We start from the raw sequence: 19,745 nt of genomic DNA, 5'->3' as shown, positions 1-19,745 counted from the left end.
GTGGATCAATGCATCCGTCAGATGCAGATCACAGCAGGAAGATCGCCATCAGGATCAGAACGCCGATCACTGAAAGAGTGCCCCATTTCATGAAGACCGTGAAGCCGTTATAAATATCGACATGGGTGTTGGTCAGTTCGTAATCTTTACCCTGCAAAATAACCTCCTGCGTTTAGAATTTCTCCAGTGTATAGACGCGAAGTTGTTGCGATGCAAGGCGCAGATTAACCGGTAATATCATCCTTTTAGCCTATGGTGTTCGCAGATGCCCAACCTATGCGTTAATTGCAGGCATAGGGCAGGAATGACCCGGTTGCACCCGCGTTCATCATCAGAAGCGACATGGTGTTGGCATATTTCAGTTCCGCTGCGCTGATCGGGCAGACGTAACTGCGTGCAGTACAGCCCGAAGCAACAAATGCAGCCTCGTTTTGCAGGAACTCAGCGCCAAGGTCATCTTGTTTTAAAGGGGCCTGTGTTTGATCGCGGAATTGCTGATAGAGCGTGCATTTCTTTTCTGTCCAGTCGGAACCGGTTTTCTGTGCCGTCGCATTGGCCGGTGTTACGAGCAACACCCCCGGCAACATCAAAGCCATGGTCAGGAAAATGGTGATGGAGGTGATGCGCGGCGCTATATGCGGGCCAAGGTAGTTTGTTTTCATCTGAGATCAGCCGGTTAGGGGACGGGAAGGCAAGAATGATTGGCAAAAAAGGGCATATTATGGCCGAGAGACCGGGTTTTGATGTCGGTATTTTCCCTTGATATTCTATCTTGGATTGAATTAATGTTTTTGCATGTTTCAACTTGGGGGTTTGGGGGCAAGACAATGCGGATCGGAGTGGCATCGGCCTTGGTTGCGGTTTTAACGGTATCGGGGTGCGGTGGGGGGATTCAGGTTAAAACCGTCAAATCGACGCAGGATCAGATCGTGGTGTCGGATGCAGCCAGCCGGTTGACGATTGACCGTGATGTGAAGGGGCATCAGGTCCGTGGTTTTATTAGCCCAGAGCATGTGGTGTGCCCGGAGCCCAGTCCCGATATTGCCAAAGCCCTTTCGGAAAGTTTGAGTGCAGCGGCCAATGTCAGCCTTTCAAGTGGCGATGAAGTTGGGGCGCAAGTTGGTCATTCATCGGTCGAAAGCATTGCCCAGCTTGGGGAGCGGCTGGCGACGGTGATGTTATTGCGCGACGAATTTTCTGATTTGTGCCGCAGCTATGCCAATGGCGCGGTCAGTGCCACGACCTATTCAGTCCGGCTGAGCAAGCTTGATCGCAAGATGGTGTCCTTGATGATGGGGGAAATGGCCGCCGGGGCGTTTGGCCGTGATTTGGCGGCACTGGGCGGCAATGCATCCTATGGCGGGGGCACGACCGGCAGCGAAGAAGACATTGAAAAGGCGCGCACCGAATTGGCGGCTGCGCAAAAGGCTTATCAGGCGGCAGTTGATCACGAAAAGGCGGTTCTGGCCAAAGACAGTGCCAATATCAAGGAAGGCGAACGCGAAGCTGCGCGTTATGATGTTGTGGCCAAACAGACCGAGCTTGTCGCCGCCCGGCAGGGGATGAACCTGCTTTATGCGTTCAAGGGCAGTGGGGCGGCGGTTTCGGGACCGGTTTCGGTGCCCGGCGGAGCGACGGTTGCGATCAATTCGGAGCATCGGGTGGAAATCGCCCGTACACTTGAACGCATTCAGCAGAATTTCATTTCCGATGATCAGAGCGGCACTTTGATTGATGCCTGTATTTCAGCGCTTGATTATGCGCCGACGCTTGCAGAGCGGGCAGAGCAATTGGCCGCCGTAAAGGAGAATTCGTTTGATGTGGTTTTTGCCGAGCTTGATGCGCAGATAGCAGATCAGGAGGAATTTGTTGAGAGGCTTGACAAAGAAGTTGCCAAGACTTCCGCTGATTTGCTGCTTCCGGAAAGTGAGCGTACCGCCAGTCAGAGCGATCTGATGGATCAAAAAAGGGATCTTGCTTTGGCGCAACAAGAGTTGGTTCGATTGAAATCGGCCCGCGGATCAGGTGCGGCGGCCTTGGTCGGGGTTAGCGGCGCAAATTTTTCATCGCCGCTGATTGATACCTGTAAAAAGGTTCTGGCCGATCCTGACAAGGTCAAACAGCTTGTCAGTTTAAGCACCAATCTTCGGGTTCAGCGGATGACAGCCGAAAAAGAAATTCTGGCGCAGCAGGTTGCCGCGAAAGACCGTGATGTGACATTGAAGGCATTGGGACTTTGTGCGGATTATTCCACGGATAAGGAAAATGCCAAGCTGCCCGACAGTCTGAAGAAAATGTGTGATGCGCAGTTTAAAGCGCTGAGCGGGAACTAACCGGTTGGGGCATGTTTGGGGCACATAAAAAAAGGGGCGGACATTTGCCCACCCCTTAAAACCATTTGTGGAACGCCCGCCACAGGCGCAGTCAATTCGGTTCAGGCACCGGGTTGATTTGTGCGAAGTCGGGGGCGGTGGCATCGGCGATGGTGACGATACCGGCATCATTGGTTGAAACGCGGCCTTCGGCGATCCAGCGGATCACCTGTGGATAGATGCGGTGTTCCTGTTTAAGGATGCGCTGGGCGAGTGTTCCCGCATCATCACCGGGCAGGACCGGGACGACGGCCTGGGCGATGATCGGGCCGGAATCGACCTCTGGCACCACGTAATGCACGGTGCAGCCGGTAAACTTGACCCCGGCATCAAGGGCGGCCTGATGGACATGCAGGCCCTTGAAACTGGGCAGAAGCGACGGGTGGATATTGATCAATCGGCCTTGCCAGCGTTGGACAAAGCTGGTGCTGACCAAGCGCAGATACCCCGCCAGCACGACAAGATCAGCCCCGGTTTCTTCGATCAATGCACTGACGGCGGTGTCATAGGCCTCGCGGCCGCCAGCATAGCCTTTGTGCGAAATTGCTTCGGTCCGGATACCCGCAGTACGGCCGCGGTCAAGCCCGCCAGCGTCAAGCTGGTTGGAAAACACCAGAACGATTTCGGCCGGGTAATCAGATGCCTTGCAGGCATCAATGATGGCCTGAAGGTTGGACCCGCCGCCCGAAACCAGAACGGCGAGCTTTAAGGGCGTTACTTTTCCCATGCAACGCCCATGTTTTTGATGATGACCTGTGGGCCATCCCCGGCACGCGGGCCGATCACACCGATCTGGCTGACGGTTTCGCCGTGTTCGCGCAGCAAGGCTTCGGCTTCGTCGGCTTTATCGGCCGGAACCACAACGCACATGCCAATGCCGCAGTTAAAGGTGCGTGCCATTTCAACCGACGGAATGCCGCCTTCTTTGGACAGCCATTTAAAGATCGGCAGGAATTCCCAGCCATTGGCATCAAAAACAGCGGTCAGGTTTTCAGGCAGAACACGCGGGACGTTTTCGGTCAAACCGCCACCGGTAATATGGGCAAATGCCTTGACCAGACCGGCCTTATGCGCCGCCAGACAGCTTTTGACATAAATCTTGGTCGGTTCCAGCAGGGCCTCGCCGACTTTTTTGCCCGGCGCGAACGGGGCATCATCGGCGTAACCAAGACCGGCGCGGTCAACAACCTTGCGGACCAGCGAATAGCCGTTGGAATGCACACCACTTGAGGCCAGGCCAAGGATCACATCGCCTTCGGCAACGGTGCTGCCATCCAGCAGTTCACCGCGTTCCGCCGCACCAACCGCGAAACCGGCCAGATCATATTCGCCGTCGGCATACATGCCCGGCATTTCGGCCGTTTCGCCGCCGATCAAGGCACAGCCAGCCTGTTTGCAGCCCTCGGCAATGCCAGCGACAACGTCGGTTGCCTTATCGACAGCGAGTTTGCCGGTGGCGAAGTAATCAAGGAACAAAAGCGGTTCTGCGCCCTGAACGACAAGGTCATTGACACTCATGGCGACAAGGTCGATGCCGACGGTATCGTGCTTGTCAGCCAAGAAGGCGACTTTGAGCTTGGTGCCGACACCATCGGTGCAAGATACCAGAACCGGATCGTTATACCCGGCGGCTTTGAGGTCGAACAAAGCGCCGAATCCCCCCAGACCACCGGTCACACCGGTACGCGTGGTTGCTTTGGCCAGCGGTTTGATGGCATCGACAAGGGCATTGCCAGCATCAATATCGACACCGGAGTCCTTATAGGTAAGGCCGTTGGAGGTGGTCATTCGGTGATCCTCGGCTTAAGCGCATGGATAAAACAAAGCGGGAAACCCGCGTTTTTTATCAGGACGCACCGACTTTAAAGTGTCACCGCTGTGACGCTTTGGGCGATGTTCCGGGTTTGGCAAAGCCATAGACCCCGGTCATACCGCCATAGTGACGCCTTTAATCAGATCAAGGATCACGGCGAGTGCGTCGTGCTGATAAAAAACGCGGGCTTGATAATTTCCGCTGGCCCGAAAATACTCAAACGTGGGCAATATGCAATGATCAGCTGCGCATGGGAGGGTTTTCTTTCCAGAATGCTTGGGGGCAGGCACCACAATGCAATCATATTCATGGAATAAAACCCCGGTACATGCCACAAAGAGCATTGAACCATCATAAAATGGGCAAAGAGGCAAACGTGCTTAGAGGATTTAGAAAAATCAGGTTGCTGGCGGGGATCGTCGGTGTTTCGGCGTCATTGTCTTTTCCGGCATTTGCACAGGATATCTTTACGGTATCGGGGGTGCATGTTGATGAAAGTGCGGAAACAGCCGCGGCTGCGCGTGATCAGGCGCTTGCCATTGGTCAACGCCGCGCCTTTGATGAAATCGTCGCGCGTCTGGCCTTGCCAGAAGATCGCAGCCGCCTTGGCACGCCTAATCAATCCGATATCAACAATATGGTCCGCGATTTCGGTGTATCGAACGAGAAAACATCGTCGGTGCGTTATATCGCCGATATGACGGTGCGGTTCAAGGAAACCGAGCTTCGCAATTATATGCGGTTCCGCGATGTTTCCTTTGCCGAAGTCCAATCCAAACCGGTGATCATTGTGCCGGTCTATCATTCGGGCGGCTATATCAGCCTGTGGGATGATCCCAATCCCTGGCGCGATATCTGGAGCCGCAATGTCGCGACCAGTGGTCTGGTGCCGATCAAGGCGCCGATTGGCGATTTGCAGGATATCGGAACCGTTTCCGCCGAGCAGGCCGAAAATGGTGCGATGGATCGTTTGAACAATCTGGCGCGTCGATACGGGGCGAATGTCTCCGTGGTTGCCAGCGCGACCGTTACCGGGGATGCCGGGGCGGAGGTTGTTGACGTTACCGCAACACGTTATGAGCCAAGCGGCGCGCCGCAGATTTTTGGCGTGCGCGAAACAACGGTTGCCGGTGAAAGTCTGAATGAGACGCTGGTTCGAGCCGCCAAGAGCGTGCAGGACCAGATCGCAGATGGCTGGAAACGGGCGAACCTGATCAATTATGGCACTGGCGGGACCTTGATGGTGTTTGTTCCGATTACCGGCCTTGCCGATTGGGCCAAGATCGAGAGCCGGATTTTTGATTTGCCGGTGGTCCGCGCCAGCCGCGTTGTGGCGATGTCGCGGCGCGAAGTGCAATTGGCGCTTGAATATGTCGGATCGGTCGAGCAATTGCGCACCGCCTTGGCACAGCAGAATCTTAGCCTGAGCCAGATGGGTGATTTGTGGTTTATTCAGCCCGCCGGAACCGACCGGTTGCAGGGTTTGTCGACCGGCGGTTAGGTTCATTCATGACCTGATTTCAGCGCAAGCGAAGGAATAAGTGGATATGACTTTTCGGCAGCAGGCACGTTTCTGGCTGATTTTTGTCGTCGGCTTCTTTTTTCTGGTTTGGCTGTTTTCCGGGATCCTGTTGCCATTTGTGGCCGGGATGGCGATTGCCTATTTCCTTGATCCGCTGGCAGACCGGCTGGAAGAACGCGGGTTTAACCGGACTGTGGCGACAACGATCATCACGTTCCTGTTCTTCCTGGTGTTTATCTTTGTTCTGTTGCTGGTCGTGCCGATGATCGGCAGCCAGCTTGCCGGTTTCCTTGAAAGATTGCCGGGCTATGTTGATGCGTTGCGGATAACGGTTGGCCCGTATGTGCAGCATATTGTCGATCGGATCGCGCCTGAAACGCTTGCTGGCATATCGGATTCGGTCAAAGGCCAGACAGCAACCGCGATCAAATGGGTTGGTAATATCCTGACCAATGTGTTGTCGGGCGGTTTGGCATTGTTGAACTTCATCAGCCTGTTGTTCATTACCCCGGTGGTGTCATTTTACCTGTTGCGCGATTGGGACAAGATCGTTGCCAAGATTGATGGATATCTGCCGCGACGATCTGCCAAGGATATCCGCCAATGCGCATCTGAAATTGATGAAACACTGGCCGGATTTGTGCGCGGGCAGGCGACAGTTTGCCTGTTGCTGGGCCTGTTTTATGCGATTGGCCTGACCTTTGTCGGGTTGGAGTTTGGCTTTGTCATCGGGTTGATGACCGGGCTTGTATCGTTTGTGCCGTATTTCGGGATGATTGCCGGATTTGCGATTGGTATGGGGGTTGCGCTTGCGCAATTTGGGCCAAGTGTTGATTTGGCACTTGTCGCGATGGTGTTTGGGATCGGGCAATTGCTGGAAGGTAATTTCCTGACGCCGAAACTGGTCGGGGACAAGGTCGGGCTGCATGCGGTGTGGGTGATGTTTGCCTTGCTGGCGGGCGGTGCCGTATTTGGATTGCTGGGCGTGATGCTTGCGGTTCCGGTGGCGGCGGTGATCGGCGTGCTTGTGCGTTATGGATTAAGGCAGTATCTGAGTAGTCGTTTATATGATCATGGCTCGGATCAGGCACGACACACATCGTTGCAAGAACCGACAGAAGACGCGAAGAGTTGAAAATATAGTGACCCGCGCGACCAAAAAGATGGCATCTGATGTGACGGCCCGCGACCCGGAAAACGATCCGCAGGGCGGATTGCCGAACGCCGCGCCGCAGCAATTGCCGCTTGCGCTGGAGCTGCGCCCGGCATTGGGGCGGGCCGATTTCATGGTCGCCAAATGTAACCGCGAAGCTGTTGCCTGGATCGATCATTGGCCAGATTGGCCTGTACCGGCACTTTGCCTTTATGGGCCAAGGGGATCGGGCAAAAGCCATCTGGCGGAAGTCTGGCGGGCACGATCAGCAGCCCGGAGTGTTTTGGGGCGTGATCTTGTCGGGGCAAACCCGGATGTTCTTTTGGGGGATGCCCAGGGCCTTGTGATTGAAGATGCTGATGCGGGTCTTGATGAAACCGTGTGTTTTCATCTTTACAACATGCTCAAAGAACGCGGCGGGCATATGTTGATGACAGCGCAACAGCCCCCGGCGCGCTGGAAAGTTGATTTGCCGGATTTGAAATCGCGTTTGGGGGCGGCACTGGTCTGCGAAATTTCCCCGCCCGATGATGAATTGATGGTCGGGCTTTTGATCAAATTGTTTTCGGATCGGCAAATCCCGGCCAGCCCGCAAATCATTGCCTATATCCTGCCGCGGATCGAAAGATCCTTTGTTGCATTGGCCGATTTGGTGGCGGCAATTGATCGTCAGGCATTGGCCGAAAAACGCGCGGTGACGTTACCATTGGTTCGGTCCGTGATGGACGGCCAATAAAAATCGAATTAATTGAGAAACGTCTGTTGTAGTTGGGGTTTACAGTCCCCATTCTAACATCTCCTAAAACGGATCAACCCCGGCAGGGTCGCGTAAAAATGTTCTGCCATTAGCGTTGCGGACCTCGCCCATGATCGTTCGACCCCTTAAATCCAAAGCCAAAATCAGCCTGAAAAGCAAGACGGATGCGCTTATTGAAAGCGGTCATGTTCTGGGCTGGCGCGAATGGGTATCTTTGCCCGATTTTGATGTGCCACTGATCAAGGCAAAGGTCGATACCGGGGCGCGGACCTCGTCCTTGCACGCATTAGATGTTAAGGTGGTTACGAAAGACGGCGGAAAGTTCGTCAAATTCGTGTTGCCCCATTATCGCGGTGACGGGCATCCGCGGGTAAAGTGCGAGGCACCACTTGTTGATATTCGCGAGATTCGCAGTTCAAACGGCGAAACCGATGAACGGATCGTGATCAGCACACATATCGGCATCGGGGCACATCACCTGAAAGTCGAAATGACATTGGCAAACCGGTCCTTAATGGGCTTTCCCATGCTTTTGGGACGCACCGCGATGAAGGCCGGAAGGTTTTTAGTGCTGCCGACGAAATCTTATCTCGCAGGTCAAGCCGAAACGGTCTATACGGCCGGAAAATCAGACGTTGAATAAGCCGAACGGCACCACCGGACGACCTTGGTATCCTCTGGCGTCGCCTGCATACCCCTCGATAGTCGATAACCTTTTCTCAGGGAGTTTTTCTCATGAAAATCGCAATGATGGCGCGCAATCCGAATTTGTATTCGCACAAGCGGCTGGTGGAAGCCGCCGAACTGCGCGGCCACGAAATTGATGTGATTAACACCCTGCGGGCGACGATGAACATTACGTCCAGTAAACCGGCGATTTATTACAATGGCCGGACGCTGGACGATTACGATGCGGTTATTCCGCGTATCGGTGTGTCGGTGACATTTTTCGGACTGGCTGTTTTGCGCCAGTTTGAAATGATGGGGGTTTATCCGCTTAACGAATCGGTGGCGATTGGCCGGTCGCGCGATAAATTGCGGTCGTTGCAGATCCTGTCGCGCCGGGGCATTGGCCTGCCGGTAACGGCGTTTGGCCATGATCCGAAAAAAACCGACGAATTGTTGAAAATCGTTGGCGGTGCGCCGGTCGTGATCAAGCTTTTGGAAGGCACCCAGGGAATTGGTGTGGTTCTGGGGGAAACCGAAAAATCGGCGAAATCGGTGATCGAGGCCTTCCGGGGGGCCAATGTTGACATCATGGTGCAGGAATTCATCAAGGAAGCCGGTAACAGCGATATTCGGTGTTTTGTGGTTGGCGGCAAGGTTATCGCCAGCATGGAACGGACCGGCGCGCCGGGTGATTTCAGATCAAACATTCATCGCGGCGGATCGGCACGCACGATCAAAATCACAGCCCAGGAACGCACGACGGCGGTTGAAGCCGCCAAGGCGATGGGGTTAAATGTGTGTGGTGTTGATATCCTGCGGTCCAATCACGGGCCGGTGGTGATGGAAGTCAATTCGTCGCCGGGGCTTGAAGGTATTGAAGGCGCGACGGGCCTTGATATTGCCGGTATGATCATTGACTTCATGGAAAAAGATTGCCGCCCGGGCAAGGTGCGGACAAAGGGTAAGGGCTAGCATCGTGCCGGAGAGCAATAAAGCGGGCGAAAAAAGCGTCAAGGTGCCTGATTTCGAAATTGCCGGAACCAAGGTGAAGGCCGGAACCCGGCAAATTGTTGATATCCCGATTTCGCTGTTGTCGAACCACATACCGGTCAATTTGACCGTGAATGTGGTGCATGGCAAACGGCCGGGGCCGACGATTTTTGTTAGCGGTGCGGTGCACGGCGATGAGATTGTCGGGGTCGAGGTTATCCGCCGGGTGTTGAAATCATCGGTGCTGAAATCGATGCGCGGAACGTTGCTGGCGGTGCCGGTGGTCAATGCGTTTGGTTTTATCAACCATACGCGTTACCTGCCCGATCGGCGCGACCTTAACCGGTGTTTTCCGGGTAATTCCAGCGGATCGCTTGCCGCACAGCTTGCGCATCTTTTTCTGACGGAAATTGTTGAACGGTCCGATTTTGGCATCGACCTTCATTCCGCCGCGGTGGACCGGGTTAATTTGCCGCAGGTCCGGGTGAATGAAGATGATGACGCCATCATGGAATTTGCCGAGGCCTTTGGAACGCCGATCATCCTGACATCGCCGCTTCGCGAGGGATCATTGCGCCAGGCGGGCAAGGAAGCCGAGGTGCCGATCCTGCTGTATGAAGCAGGCGAAGGACGCCGGTTTGATGAAATGTCGATCCGGGCCGGGGTATCGGGTGTTTTGCGCGTGATGCGCAAACTGGGCATGATTGCCGAACGGTCGATCCGCGAATCACGGGTTAAATCGTTTAAGTCATCGAGCAGTTATTGGGCGCGGGCACCGAAAGGCGGCATTTTGCGGACCTTTAACCAATGCGGTGACTTTGTGAATGAAGGCGATGTGATTGCCGCTGTTTCCGACCCGTTTGGCGTTAGTGATGTTGAAGTCGTGGCGCGCTATGCCGGGTTGATCATCGGGCGGACCAACCTTCCGATTATCAATCAGGGCGATGCATTATTTCATATTGCATCGATCAAACGATCATCGGAAGTGCAGGAACGCATGGACGCGATTGAAACCAACCTGCAATCTGATCCGTTGCTGGATGAAGACGAGATTATCTAGGGTCAGGACCCCTTAATTTGTTTGGAATGGCAGGTGTTATATTTGCGAAATCCAAGAAAAAGCCCGCTGATCGGGTCGGCATCCCGAACAAGGGATTTGACGCCGGAGTTCGCAAATATAACACCTGTCCTGTGGATCAATCGGATTTGCACGGGCTACTTTGTCGCAATACCTTGAAAGATAAATATCTTCCTGCAGTTTTGCTTCGCGTATCCGCACAAATCTGATTGACCATTTCAAACAAATTAAGGGGTCCTGACCCTAAATGATCTGCCGATTCTTTTAGGAAAAACAGTCGGAGCAGCCTGAAACAGGGCGGCTCCGGTTTTGTATTTTGGCTGTTCTTTTATTGTGTGCGCCAAGCCTCTGGCAGTTCTTGGCGGGCAATGCTATAGCAGGGTTTATGGAACCAATTACAAATACAGAAGAACTGCGCACGCTGTGTGAAAAGCTCCGGCAGTTCGAATATGTTACCGTCGATACGGAATTTATGCGCGATTCGACCTATTGGCCGCAGCTTTGTCTGGTGCAGGTGGCCGGGCCGGACCCGACCGATAATGGTGCGGCGATTGACCCGCTGGCACCGGGCATCGACCTGACGCCGTTATTCGATATGATGCAGGATGAAAGCGTGGTCAAAGTGTTCCACGCGGCCCGTCAGGATATCGAGATTTTTGTTCATCTGTCGGGCAAGGTCCCCCATCCGGTATTTGATACCCAGGTGGCGGCGATGGTGTTGGGCTATGGCGATCAGGTTGGCTATGAAACGCTGGTCAACAAGGTGGTGCGCAAGAATATCGATAAATCCATGCGCTTTACCGATTGGTCGCACCGGCCGCTTTCGACCAAGCAGCTAAGCTATGCGCTTTCGGATGTGACGCATTTGCGTGTGATCTATGAAGAATTCCACGAACGCCTTGCGGCAAACGGTCGTTCCTATTGGCTGGCCGAGGAAATGGATCGCCTGACCGATCCGTCGATCTATTCGATCGAGCCAAAGGATGCGTGGCTGCGGCTTAAAACCCGATCCAACAGTCCGAAATTCCTGGCGGTGGCGCGGGCGCTTGGCGAATGGCGCGAGACCGAGGCCCAGCGCAAGAACCTGCCGCGTAATCGGGTTTTGCGCGATGACACGTTGCTTGATATCGCGGCGCGTCAGCCAATGACGGAAAAAGACCTTGATAAGACGCGCGGTGTTGGCCGCAACTTTGGCAGCAGCAAACCCGGACAATCGATTGTCGAGGCAATCCAGGCAGCACTTGATAGTCCGCAGGAAGATTGGCCGCAGCCCAAATTTCGGCCGGAATTGCCGGCTGGTATCGGCCCGACGGTCGAACTGCTTAAGGTGTTGCTGAAGCTTTGTTCCGAGGAAAAAGGTGTTGCGCAGCGCCTTGTCGCATCAAGCGATGATTTGCAAAACATTGCCGCAGATGACAATGCGGATGTTGCCGCCATGCATGGCTGGCGGCGGGAAATGTTCGGTGAATATGCCTTGCAACTTAAGCATGGCAAGATCGGGCTTAAGCTTAAAGACGGTGAAGTTGCCTTTGTCGAACTTAGCGGTGGCGACGAAGCCTAGGCATCCGATCAGACGATATGAAAAAACGGGCCAGATGGTCCGTTTTTTTTGTTTGTACCGACTATTTATTGCCCGCTGAACATGACCAATCCGGTGATGATATTTGTGCCGGGCTGTCATCTGGCGCGGGCCTGCATGCGTTGTTCGCGATCATCGATGTCGTTTTGAACGGCCATCCGAAGTGTTCTTGTCCTGATCAATTTTAACGGAATCGTCGGCATTAACTGACGAATGAGCAGTTGAAAAACCTAAGTCGATTCAGGCTAAGAAGACTATCCAAACATATGAAATAACTCGCTTAAAATCGTATTTCGGCGTGTTAATTCTGACATATCCTGACACTTTCTGACAGTTCTCAGTCGCTTTATTGACTCTTGGTCATCTTGCTGAAATCAAGAGCCAGGAAATTTATATCAGAGTCATATGCGTCGATGTGCCCGTCTCTGGGCAGGGTCATGCAATTTTGGGAGCGGGGACAAGGTGAAGCTATTCAAGCCAGTATTAACGGGTGCCATGATGTTGGGGGCCATGTCTTGGGCATCGGTTGCACAGGCGGCAGCGTCGGAGGGGTGTAATTATATCAACGCGCTGAGCAGCAACATACACCCAAATGAAGAAACCGATACTTTTTACCAAAATTTAGGGAGTAAATCTTATACTGAAGGCGAAGTCATTACCATTAAATGGATAAACAGCACGCTTCATAGTATTGCGCCAACTGCAAATGTAATAGATACTAGTAACGGCAATGCCAAGCTCGACACTGCCAGCGCTATGGGGGTGGCAGGTGGCAATGTGATCCTTAAACTGACGATATCCAAAACGACTACTGCTTCAGTAAGTACTAGTCTTGACGGGGAATCTTCGGATTCAACTGCTAACTACATTATCCAATTCAGTTGCGGTCAGGTATCGGACAACAGCAGTAATACAGGTTCCCCAAGCACCGAAACCACCTCCAAAGCCGTGACCAGCGCAGTTGCGCGGTCGCAAACGACCGTGATCCAGCAAAATATCGGCGCGCGCGCCGCAACCGTGATTGGCAGTGCCGGTGCCGGTGGTGTTGGCACAGGCAGCAGCGGTGGCACAGGCGGTACGGGGAGTACCGGCAGTGCGGGCACCAGCAGCGGCCCGGTTGCTGATGATGATGGCAGTTCCTTTGCCCAGTCCGGCTTTGCCGACAGCCTCGGCGCACTAAATACTTCCGATAGCGACACCGGTGATGTCATGCGTCGTCTGGCGATGACGTCCAGCTTTGACAGTTCTGTAATGGCGGTTGATTTTGCCCGCAAAAGCGCCTTGGCGCTTGGCCCGACCGATCAGGGTAATACAGGTGGTGCATCGGGGATTGATGGCCGTTCTGCCCTTGCCAGCGCATCGCCGATCACGGTTTGGGGCCATGGGTCTTATACCTCGGTTGATAACGATTATAATAACGGTACCCAGGATAACCGGTATGATGGCGATGTCTGGGGCTATAACATTGGGGCCGATTACCGGTTTGACAACAATATCGTTGCCGGTCTGTCGCTGGGCTATAACGATACCGATTTGACCACGACGTTTAATGACGGGACTTATCAGGAAAATGCCTGGGTCATTTCACCCTATGCGATTATCAGCCCGACCGAGAACCTGAGCATCGTCACCGAAGCAGGCTATTCGCAAGGCAACATCGATGTGACACGCAACAATGATGCGGTTAACGGATCAACCGATTCCGCCATGTGGTATGCATCGCTTAAAGGTATTTATGCCTATCGTCCGATGCAAGATACGCCATTGACCCTGAGCCCGAGCGTATCGCTTTTGGCGGCGCGCAAAACCATCGACAGCTATACCGAAAGCGACGGCACCTTTAATGACAGTTCGCGTTCCAATACGCGCCAGTTCAAACCGGCAATCGAGGCGGCCTATGACTTTGGCTTTGACAGCCTGACGGTCACGCCGTTTGTTGAAACCGGTATGGTTCATGACTTTACCGACGAGCTGAACAACGACAAGACGGCCTTTACGGTTGGCGGCGGTGTTCGCCTTTCGGATCGCGATACGGGGCTTAATGCCGCGCTTGAGGGTAGCTATCTTGCCGGTCGAACCGACTATACCGAATATACCGTCGCCGGGACGGTTAGCTATGGCTTTGAGCTGCGCGACCTTGACGGGCAGCCGGTTGGCCTGATGTCGCCGTTCTTTGGCAGTGATGTTGATGAATATGGCAACCAGTCGATGAGCGGGGGGCTTGGCTTTATCAGTGGTCCGATGACCAGCCGCCTGTCACTGGCGCATGATATCTCGCAAGCCGGAAGTGCCGAAAGCCGCGCACAGATCAGTATGTCGCTTGATTTCTAACCTGTTGCATGCGTTAGAAATGAAAAACAGCCGCCCGGTCAAAAGGGCGGCTGTTTTTTTATAGGCGATGCTACGCCTGATTAGCGAGGGCGTGGCGGAGGAAGTCCTCGGTTGACTGGGGTGGATGACCAACAATCCTAGCGAAATCATCGCTGGTCTGGTTGTAATCGCCATTGCGGGTGCCGGTATACATGCCGGTCAGGGCCTCGACCAGATGGCCGGGCAGGCCGAGGCTTGCCAGAATGCCGGTATGAACTTCGGGGGGCAGATTGGTATATTGGATTTCCTTGCCCGTCGCATCGGCAATGGCGGCGGCAATTTCGGCAAAGCTGACCGGGGTGCCCGACAGATCATAGGTTTTGTTGAGGTGATCGGCCGGGGAGGCAAGGACAACTGCGGCGGCTTCGGCCAGATCATTGCGCGGGATATAGCTTACCTTGCCAGTCCCGGCCGGTGCACCGAAATCGCCGGTTTCCAAAGCATGCGGGATGCCCGCCATCAGAAGATCGGTATAGAAACTGTTGCGCAGCAAGGTAAAGGACAGGCCGCTTTCTTTGATATGTTTTTCCGTGTCTGCATGGATGGCACCATAGGTAAACGGGCTTTCGGGGCGGGCATCAATGAAGCTGGTATAGACCAGATGTTTGACGCCAGCGGCCTTGGCAGCATCGACTGCGGTTCTGTGTTGACGGATGCGGGTTTCGTTATCGGTTTCGCCCGAAATGATCAGGGCGGTATCGATGCCTTTGAAGGCGTTGGTCATCAGGGCAAGGTCATCATAATCACCGTGACGGACATCAATCCCGGCTGCGGCCAGATCGGCGGCCTTGGCGGTGTCGCGGACACTGACCGCGATCTGATCGGTTGAAACGCGGCTTTGCAGATGTTTGACGACAAGGCGGCCAAGTTGGCCGGTCGCGCCGGTGACAAGGATTTTCATGGTTTTCATTTCCAGTTCGGTTATGGGCATGGGCCCGTCAATGATCTGAAACTGCGCCTGATTTCCCATATGATCAATTCGATCAAGATGATAATATTCATGCATGAATATCGATGAGTTAGATCTTGATTATCGTTTGCTGCGGCTTTTCCTGACAATCTATGATGAGGGATCGGTAACGGCGGCGGCCAATCGCCTTGGTGTGGGGCAACCCACCGTCAGCCACGGGCTTGACCGGTTGCGCCAGATTGTTGGTGATCCGCTTTTTGTCCGGTCGGGGCGGGGGATTACGCCAACGGCCCATGCCGATGAAATGGCCGAACGGGTGCGGGTTGTTTTGCAGGATTTACGTAATCTTGCACGCGTGGACGGGTTTGCCCCCCATGATTCGAACCAGTCAGCGCGATTTGTCATCGGCACTAATGATTACGAAGTGGCGGTGATCCTGCCCGAGCTGGTCCGTATTGTTCGGGGATGTGCGGCTGATATTCGGCTTAAGGTTTTACCGATCCACGGGGATGGCGATGTCATTGACCGGTTGCGCAATGGTCAGCTTGATCTGGCGATTGGCCTGCATATGATCGAAAATGTCGGCGATATTGCGCAGCAGACATTGTTTCGCGAACATATGGCGTGCTTTTATGATGCCGATTATCATGATGTGGCACCCGATACATTGGACCGATATTGCGCCGTACCGCATGCGCGCGTGATCATCGGCAATAACGATCATTCGGCCGTTGACGACGCCCTGCAGGCCATCGGGCGCAAACGCAAAACCGTTTTGCAGGCATCAACATTTGCCAGCATCGCCAGCCTGATCCGCGGCACGGATGTGATTGCATCCCTGCCATCGCGGTTGGAACGGCACGTCATGGCAGGCTTTGCCAAATGTGCTTTTCCGGTTGAGTTCCCCGAGTACAGCTTTGCCCAGGCATGGCATGTGCGCAACGCTGCCAGCGCCCCGCACAAATGGCTGCGCGGGGAAATATTCAAGATTTCACGACGGCTTTAGTGCGATCCTTTGCCGGTAATCCCGATGCCGCCGACCCAGCGTTTTCCCGTGTAGACATCAAGGAAGGACAAGCTGCCGTTCAGGATGTTTTGACCGGTTGTGGTCAGGGAAAGCATACGGTCGGGCCATGGGATTGGTTTTGAGGTTGGTTGTGGGGTGTGTGCCGGGGGTGGTGTGATGTCAAACAGCGGTGTCGTGGCATTGCCCATATCGTTCAGGACATGCCAGAACATCATATCGCCAAGATAGGGCAAGGGGTCGTCGGTTTGCATCAAATGGGCAAAGATTTTGCCCGCCGAAAGCGGACCGTGTTTGGCAAGGATTTGCAGGGTGAGTTTTTGCGTCAGGCCAAGGCCGGTTTGTGGATCGGGCAATTCGGCAAGGTGGCGTTTAAGGGCCGGGATCATGCCGGGAATGGCGGATATGTCGCGATGGATAATCGCATTTAAGGCATCGGGGGCCGGGGCACGGATGGCGGCCCAGCATTCCTGCCCGGCTAAAAGCATGTCATCTGTTATCGGTTGGCGGGCATTTTCCCAGCACCAGATCAGAAGTTCCGGCGATAATTGACCAAGGCCGATAAAGCGTTTCACGCCGGGGACATGATCAACCGCGATCAGTTCCAGCCGGGTTTTCGGGCGCAGGATGGCAAGGAAATCAAGCAGGAAAGCCAGAATAAGTTGATCGTAGCTGTCATGTTCGAACCATAAAACGACATGATCATAGTCGCCCAGCCGGGGCAGGGCGGCGTATTCGCGGTGCAGGCGGGCCAATGCATCCTTGAATTCAAGGTCATAGGCATCGGCGATAAAACGCGCGCGGGTTTCGATGAATTGCGGCAAAGGCAGATCGGGGACCGGTCCCTGACAGAATGGATCGGCGAATTCAAGGAAGTCGCCGACAAATCCGGCCAGTTTAAGGGCATGGGCGATATCAGAACCACAGCGCAGATGCAGGGTGGTTTGATCATCAAGGGTGGGGATATGGCCCGATGCGATTTGGCGGTTATGTTCGGTGATGCGGTCGATATGGGATTTCAGTTTTGGCCAACTGGCAAAACCATTTTCGCGTGCGATGACATATTGGGCATCGGCCAGACAAGCATCATCGGCGGTTTTGGTCTGGAAATATGCGGCAAGGCGTTGTTGGGCGGTGGGGTCTTGATGGTACAGGGCCTTAAGCAGTTCCTTGGCGCGTTTGCGTTGCTGTTCAAGGTTTAGACGGCCATCAAAGACCGGGCTTTTGCGTCGGGCATTTGGGGTGTTTTTGGATTTCGATGCGCGTGATGCGGACATGCGATTCCCCTTGCGTAAAAGCCTGTGTCCGCCTGACAGGCAAGGAAACCGTTATGGAAATCGATTTGGTGAAACGGGCGCAGCCCTTTCCGCGAACAGGTCGCTTTGTGCAAAGCGTTCAAATGGATAGCATCCGATTTGCCACGGGGCAAAGGTAAATTGCAACCTGTCGATGCATCAGTCTTAGATCTGGGTGGCTTTCAGGGCGGAGAGAAGCGCGAGCATCGTGTCTGGCGTGTCGCTTTGGGCGATTTTGTTGCTTGCACCGGTTTCGGGAAGCATGTTGATCAGTTCGGCAAGGGTGTCGAGTTCCATCTGACGCAGGGCTTGAAGGGCATCGAAGGTCGCGGTGATGTCTTCAAACAATTTGTCGCGCAGGATTTCAACCTGTTTGGGGTCCTTGGGCAGCAGGGCGAGGAGTTCGGCCAATGTGCCGAGGTTGGATGCGGCAAGGGCGTGCAGAATGCTTATCTGAGGGGATGGGGTGTTGGTATTCATTTTATTCATGCTGTTGATGGGGGTGTTCGTTGTGGCCCGAAGAGCAGCCAAAAGAGCCAGCATGTTATCGGGGACATCACTGACGGCAATTTTTGATGTCGATTTTTTTCTGGCCATGCCGCTGAACCCCATTGTGAAACCGTCAGGCAAGATTGAACCCAAAGAGAGGGTTTGTCAAAAAACACGCTTTCAGGTTGTGGTTCTGCAGGAAATTACAGCGTGTTACAGCGTGTCTGTAATCCTGACTTCGCTTTCGCGGTCCATCAGTTTTGCCAGTTTTGCCAGACGTTGATCGACGACTTCACCGGAAAGCGATGAGGCATTCGCATGAATTTGCAGCACAAGCTTGCCTTCTTCGAGGACAAGGGCGGTGTTGGTCAGAAGTCCTTCGACCCCGCCCGACAGGGTATGGCCAAGGCGAATGGCATGGCCAAACAGGCGGCCGGTTGCATGGGTTTCATCGTCTAACAGGCGGTTGCTTGACTCGTCACCCTTGAAGTTGCCGGTATAGCGCGAGCCAATCGTGTAGGCGAGGAACACCCGATCATGATGGTTGAGATCAAGATAGGGGTGGTGAAGGATGCGGTTATAGCTTTGTATCGCGCGGTAATCGGGATGTTCGTTCCAGCCAACATCGCCAATGATACAGGCGGCAAGGCGCAACCGTTCAAGGTTTTCGGGTTGATCGCGGAAGATCGGTGCCGACCAGCGAAACAGTTCTTCGCCGTGCTGGTGGAAGCGTTCGCCGTCTTTGGCAAAGCTTAGGCAGGCATCAAGCAGCGGATCGCGTTGACGCAATTCTTCGGGCAGGACTTCATGCATCCAGCCTTCGCGCAGGCCGTGACTGGAAAACACAACTTCCTTGGCCTTCATGCGACCGAGCAACATGTTCATCACAAGGGCGGCATGGGGCAGGCTGTCGATACGGCGTTTGGAAACACCGCCGATTTTATCCAGCGACACGCGGCTTTGCTGGGAAATGATATGGGTCAGTTCAGCAATTTCAGCACGTGGCATGGCCAAATTATGCACAACCGAGATCGGATAGTTTTCCTGGGCGATGTAAAGTTTGGCGATGGAACGCCACGAGCCGCCAACGGCGATAAGTGGTTTTCCCGCCCCTTCATGGAGCCAGTCAATACTATCAAGATGGGTTTTGACTTCGGCTTCAAGCCGGGCACGGTCGCCATCAAAGACCGCATGCAGGCGCATAGCGCCCAGCGGGACGCTGACGCGTTTTTTGATTTCGCCCTGTTCGAGCAGAACCAGTTCAAGCGACCCGCCGCCGATATCGCCCATGATACCGGTGGCACGTGGATCGCCCGATATAATGCCAAGGGCGGAAAGCCGGGCTTCTTCAAGCCCGTCGATCACCTTGACGGTCAATCCGGTTTCGGCATGGATGCGCGCGCAGAAGTCCGCACCGTCGCTGGCGGCCCGCACGGCGGCGGTGGCCAGAGTATCGACACGGGCAATTTTCATCGCGCGCAGCAGACAGGCAAAGCGTCGCAAGGCGGTAACCGCCATTTCGACGCCTTCGGGGTTAAGCTTGCCGGTGTTTTCGGGGTCACGCCCCAGGCCGCACATCACCTTTTCGTTGAAAATCGGGGCCGGTGCGCGCGTCATGCCATCAAACACAACAAGACGCACCGAGTTCGAGCCAACATCAATGATGGCGATACGGTTGGAAACCCTTTGGTCAGTCAGCATGCGGTTGGTTGAACCTGTCTAGG

18 protein-coding genes are annotated in these 19,745 nt (G+C 54.4%); 10 read left to right on the top strand and 8 right to left on the bottom strand.

Features of this window, described 5'->3' with window-relative positions; all coding sequences use genetic code 11:
• Positions 1-28: 28 nt before the first annotated feature.
• Complete coding sequence (locus tag TALK_RS10685; protein ID WP_085618647.1) at positions 29-157, bottom strand: aa3-type cytochrome c oxidase subunit IV; 129 nt, start codon at positions 155-157, stop codon at positions 29-31.
• A gap of 124 nt (positions 158-281) precedes the next feature.
• Positions 282-662, bottom strand: coding sequence for a hypothetical protein (locus TALK_RS10680; protein ID WP_085618645.1), 381 nt, complete (start codon positions 660-662; stop codon positions 282-284).
• Between the two features lie 165 nt (positions 663-827).
• Here TALK_RS10680 and TALK_RS10675 point away from each other — a divergent pair, with 165 nt between their 5' ends.
• A complete protein-coding gene (locus TALK_RS10675; RefSeq protein ID WP_139833789.1) occupies positions 828-2,333 on the top strand; it encodes a hypothetical protein in 1,506 nt (501 codons plus the stop codon).
• A gap of 91 nt (positions 2,334-2,424) precedes the next feature.
• On the opposite strand, the gene purN is transcribed toward TALK_RS10675, so the two are convergent.
• Together purN and purM are read right to left on the bottom strand one after the other, a co-directional pair.
• Positions 2,425-3,099 (bottom strand): phosphoribosylglycinamide formyltransferase, encoded by a 675-nt coding sequence (gene purN, locus TALK_RS10670; protein WP_085618641.1) that lies wholly within the window; start codon positions 3,097-3,099, stop codon positions 2,425-2,427.
• Positions 3,087-4,160 (bottom strand): phosphoribosylformylglycinamidine cyclo-ligase, encoded by a 1,074-nt coding sequence (gene purM, locus TALK_RS10665; protein WP_085618639.1) that lies wholly within the window; start codon positions 4,158-4,160, stop codon positions 3,087-3,089. The genes purN and purM overlap by 13 nt, the downstream gene beginning before the upstream one ends.
• 401 nt (positions 4,161-4,561) lie before the next feature.
• Here purM and TALK_RS10655 point away from each other — a divergent pair, with 401 nt between their 5' ends.
• The 8 genes from TALK_RS10655 to TALK_RS10610 all read left to right on the top strand — a co-directional run bounded on the left by TALK_RS10655 (position 4,562) and on the right by TALK_RS10610 (position 14,264).
• Positions 4,562-5,686, top strand: coding sequence for a DUF2066 domain-containing protein (locus tag TALK_RS10655; protein ID WP_245829833.1), 1,125 nt, complete (start codon positions 4,562-4,564; stop codon positions 5,684-5,686).
• A 46-nt stretch (positions 5,687-5,732) separates the two neighbouring features.
• Positions 5,733-6,842, top strand: a complete 1,110-nt coding sequence (locus TALK_RS10650) for an AI-2E family transporter (protein WP_085618633.1) — start codon at positions 5,733-5,735, stop codon at positions 6,840-6,842.
• 7 nt (positions 6,843-6,849) lie between these two features.
• Positions 6,850-7,596, top strand: a complete 747-nt coding sequence (locus TALK_RS10645) for an HdaA/DnaA family protein (RefSeq protein WP_139833788.1) — start codon at positions 6,850-6,852, stop codon at positions 7,594-7,596.
• 130 nt (positions 7,597-7,726) lie between these two features.
• Entirely contained in the window at positions 7,727-8,260 is a 534-nt protein-coding gene (locus tag TALK_RS10640; RefSeq protein ID WP_085618631.1) for an ATP-dependent zinc protease family protein, read from the top strand.
• Positions 8,261-8,352: 92 nt separating this feature from the next.
• Entirely contained in the window at positions 8,353-9,258 is a 906-nt protein-coding gene (gene rimK, locus TALK_RS10635; protein ID WP_085618629.1) for a 30S ribosomal protein S6--L-glutamate ligase, read from the top strand.
• Between the two features lie 4 nt (positions 9,259-9,262).
• Positions 9,263-10,336, top strand: coding sequence for a succinylglutamate desuccinylase/aspartoacylase family protein (locus TALK_RS10630; RefSeq protein ID WP_085618627.1), 1,074 nt, complete (start codon positions 9,263-9,265; stop codon positions 10,334-10,336).
• Positions 10,337-10,739: 403 nt separating this feature from the next.
• Entirely contained in the window at positions 10,740-11,915 is a 1,176-nt protein-coding gene (gene rnd / locus TALK_RS10620; RefSeq protein WP_085618623.1) for a ribonuclease D, read from the top strand.
• A 999-nt stretch (positions 11,916-12,914) separates the two neighbouring features.
• Positions 12,915-14,264: an autotransporter outer membrane beta-barrel domain-containing protein gene (locus tag TALK_RS10610; protein WP_139833787.1), complete on the top strand. Its 1,350-nt coding sequence runs from the start codon at positions 12,915-12,917 to the stop codon at positions 14,262-14,264.
• A 70-nt stretch (positions 14,265-14,334) separates the two neighbouring features.
• On the opposite strand, the gene TALK_RS10605 is transcribed toward TALK_RS10610, so the two are convergent.
• The gene (locus TALK_RS10605) at positions 14,335-15,204 is read right to left on the bottom strand and encodes an SDR family oxidoreductase (protein WP_085618832.1); all 870 of its coding nucleotides are present in this window, start codon (positions 15,202-15,204) and stop codon (positions 14,335-14,337) included.
• Positions 15,205-15,307: 103 nt separating this feature from the next.
• Here TALK_RS10605 and TALK_RS10600 point away from each other — a divergent pair, with 103 nt between their 5' ends.
• Complete coding sequence (locus tag TALK_RS10600) at positions 15,308-16,219, top strand: LysR family transcriptional regulator (protein WP_085618617.1); 912 nt, start codon at positions 15,308-15,310, stop codon at positions 16,217-16,219.
• Here the strand turns inward: TALK_RS10600 and TALK_RS10595 are convergent.
• The 3 genes from TALK_RS10595 to TALK_RS10585 form a co-directional block, all read right to left on the bottom strand.
• The gene (locus TALK_RS10595) at positions 16,216-17,514 is read right to left on the bottom strand and encodes a DUF1835 domain-containing protein (protein ID WP_085618615.1); all 1,299 of its coding nucleotides are present in this window, start codon (positions 17,512-17,514) and stop codon (positions 16,216-16,218) included. The genes TALK_RS10600 and TALK_RS10595 overlap by 4 nt on opposite strands.
• Before the next feature lie 183 nt (positions 17,515-17,697).
• Positions 17,698-18,129: a hypothetical protein gene (locus TALK_RS10590; RefSeq protein WP_139833786.1), complete on the bottom strand. Its 432-nt coding sequence runs from the start codon at positions 18,127-18,129 to the stop codon at positions 17,698-17,700.
• Between the two features lie 105 nt (positions 18,130-18,234).
• The gene (locus TALK_RS10585) at positions 18,235-19,722 is read right to left on the bottom strand and encodes a Ppx/GppA family phosphatase (protein WP_085618611.1); all 1,488 of its coding nucleotides are present in this window, start codon (positions 19,720-19,722) and stop codon (positions 18,235-18,237) included.
• Between the last annotated feature and the right edge of the window lie 23 nt (positions 19,723-19,745).

This window comes from Thalassospira alkalitolerans, assembly GCF_002115745.1.
GTDB lineage: Bacteria > Pseudomonadota > Alphaproteobacteria > Rhodospirillales > Thalassospiraceae > Thalassospira > Thalassospira alkalitolerans.
The sequence above is the reverse complement of the archived record's forward strand: the minus strand, read 5'-3'. Positions and strand labels throughout refer to the sequence as shown.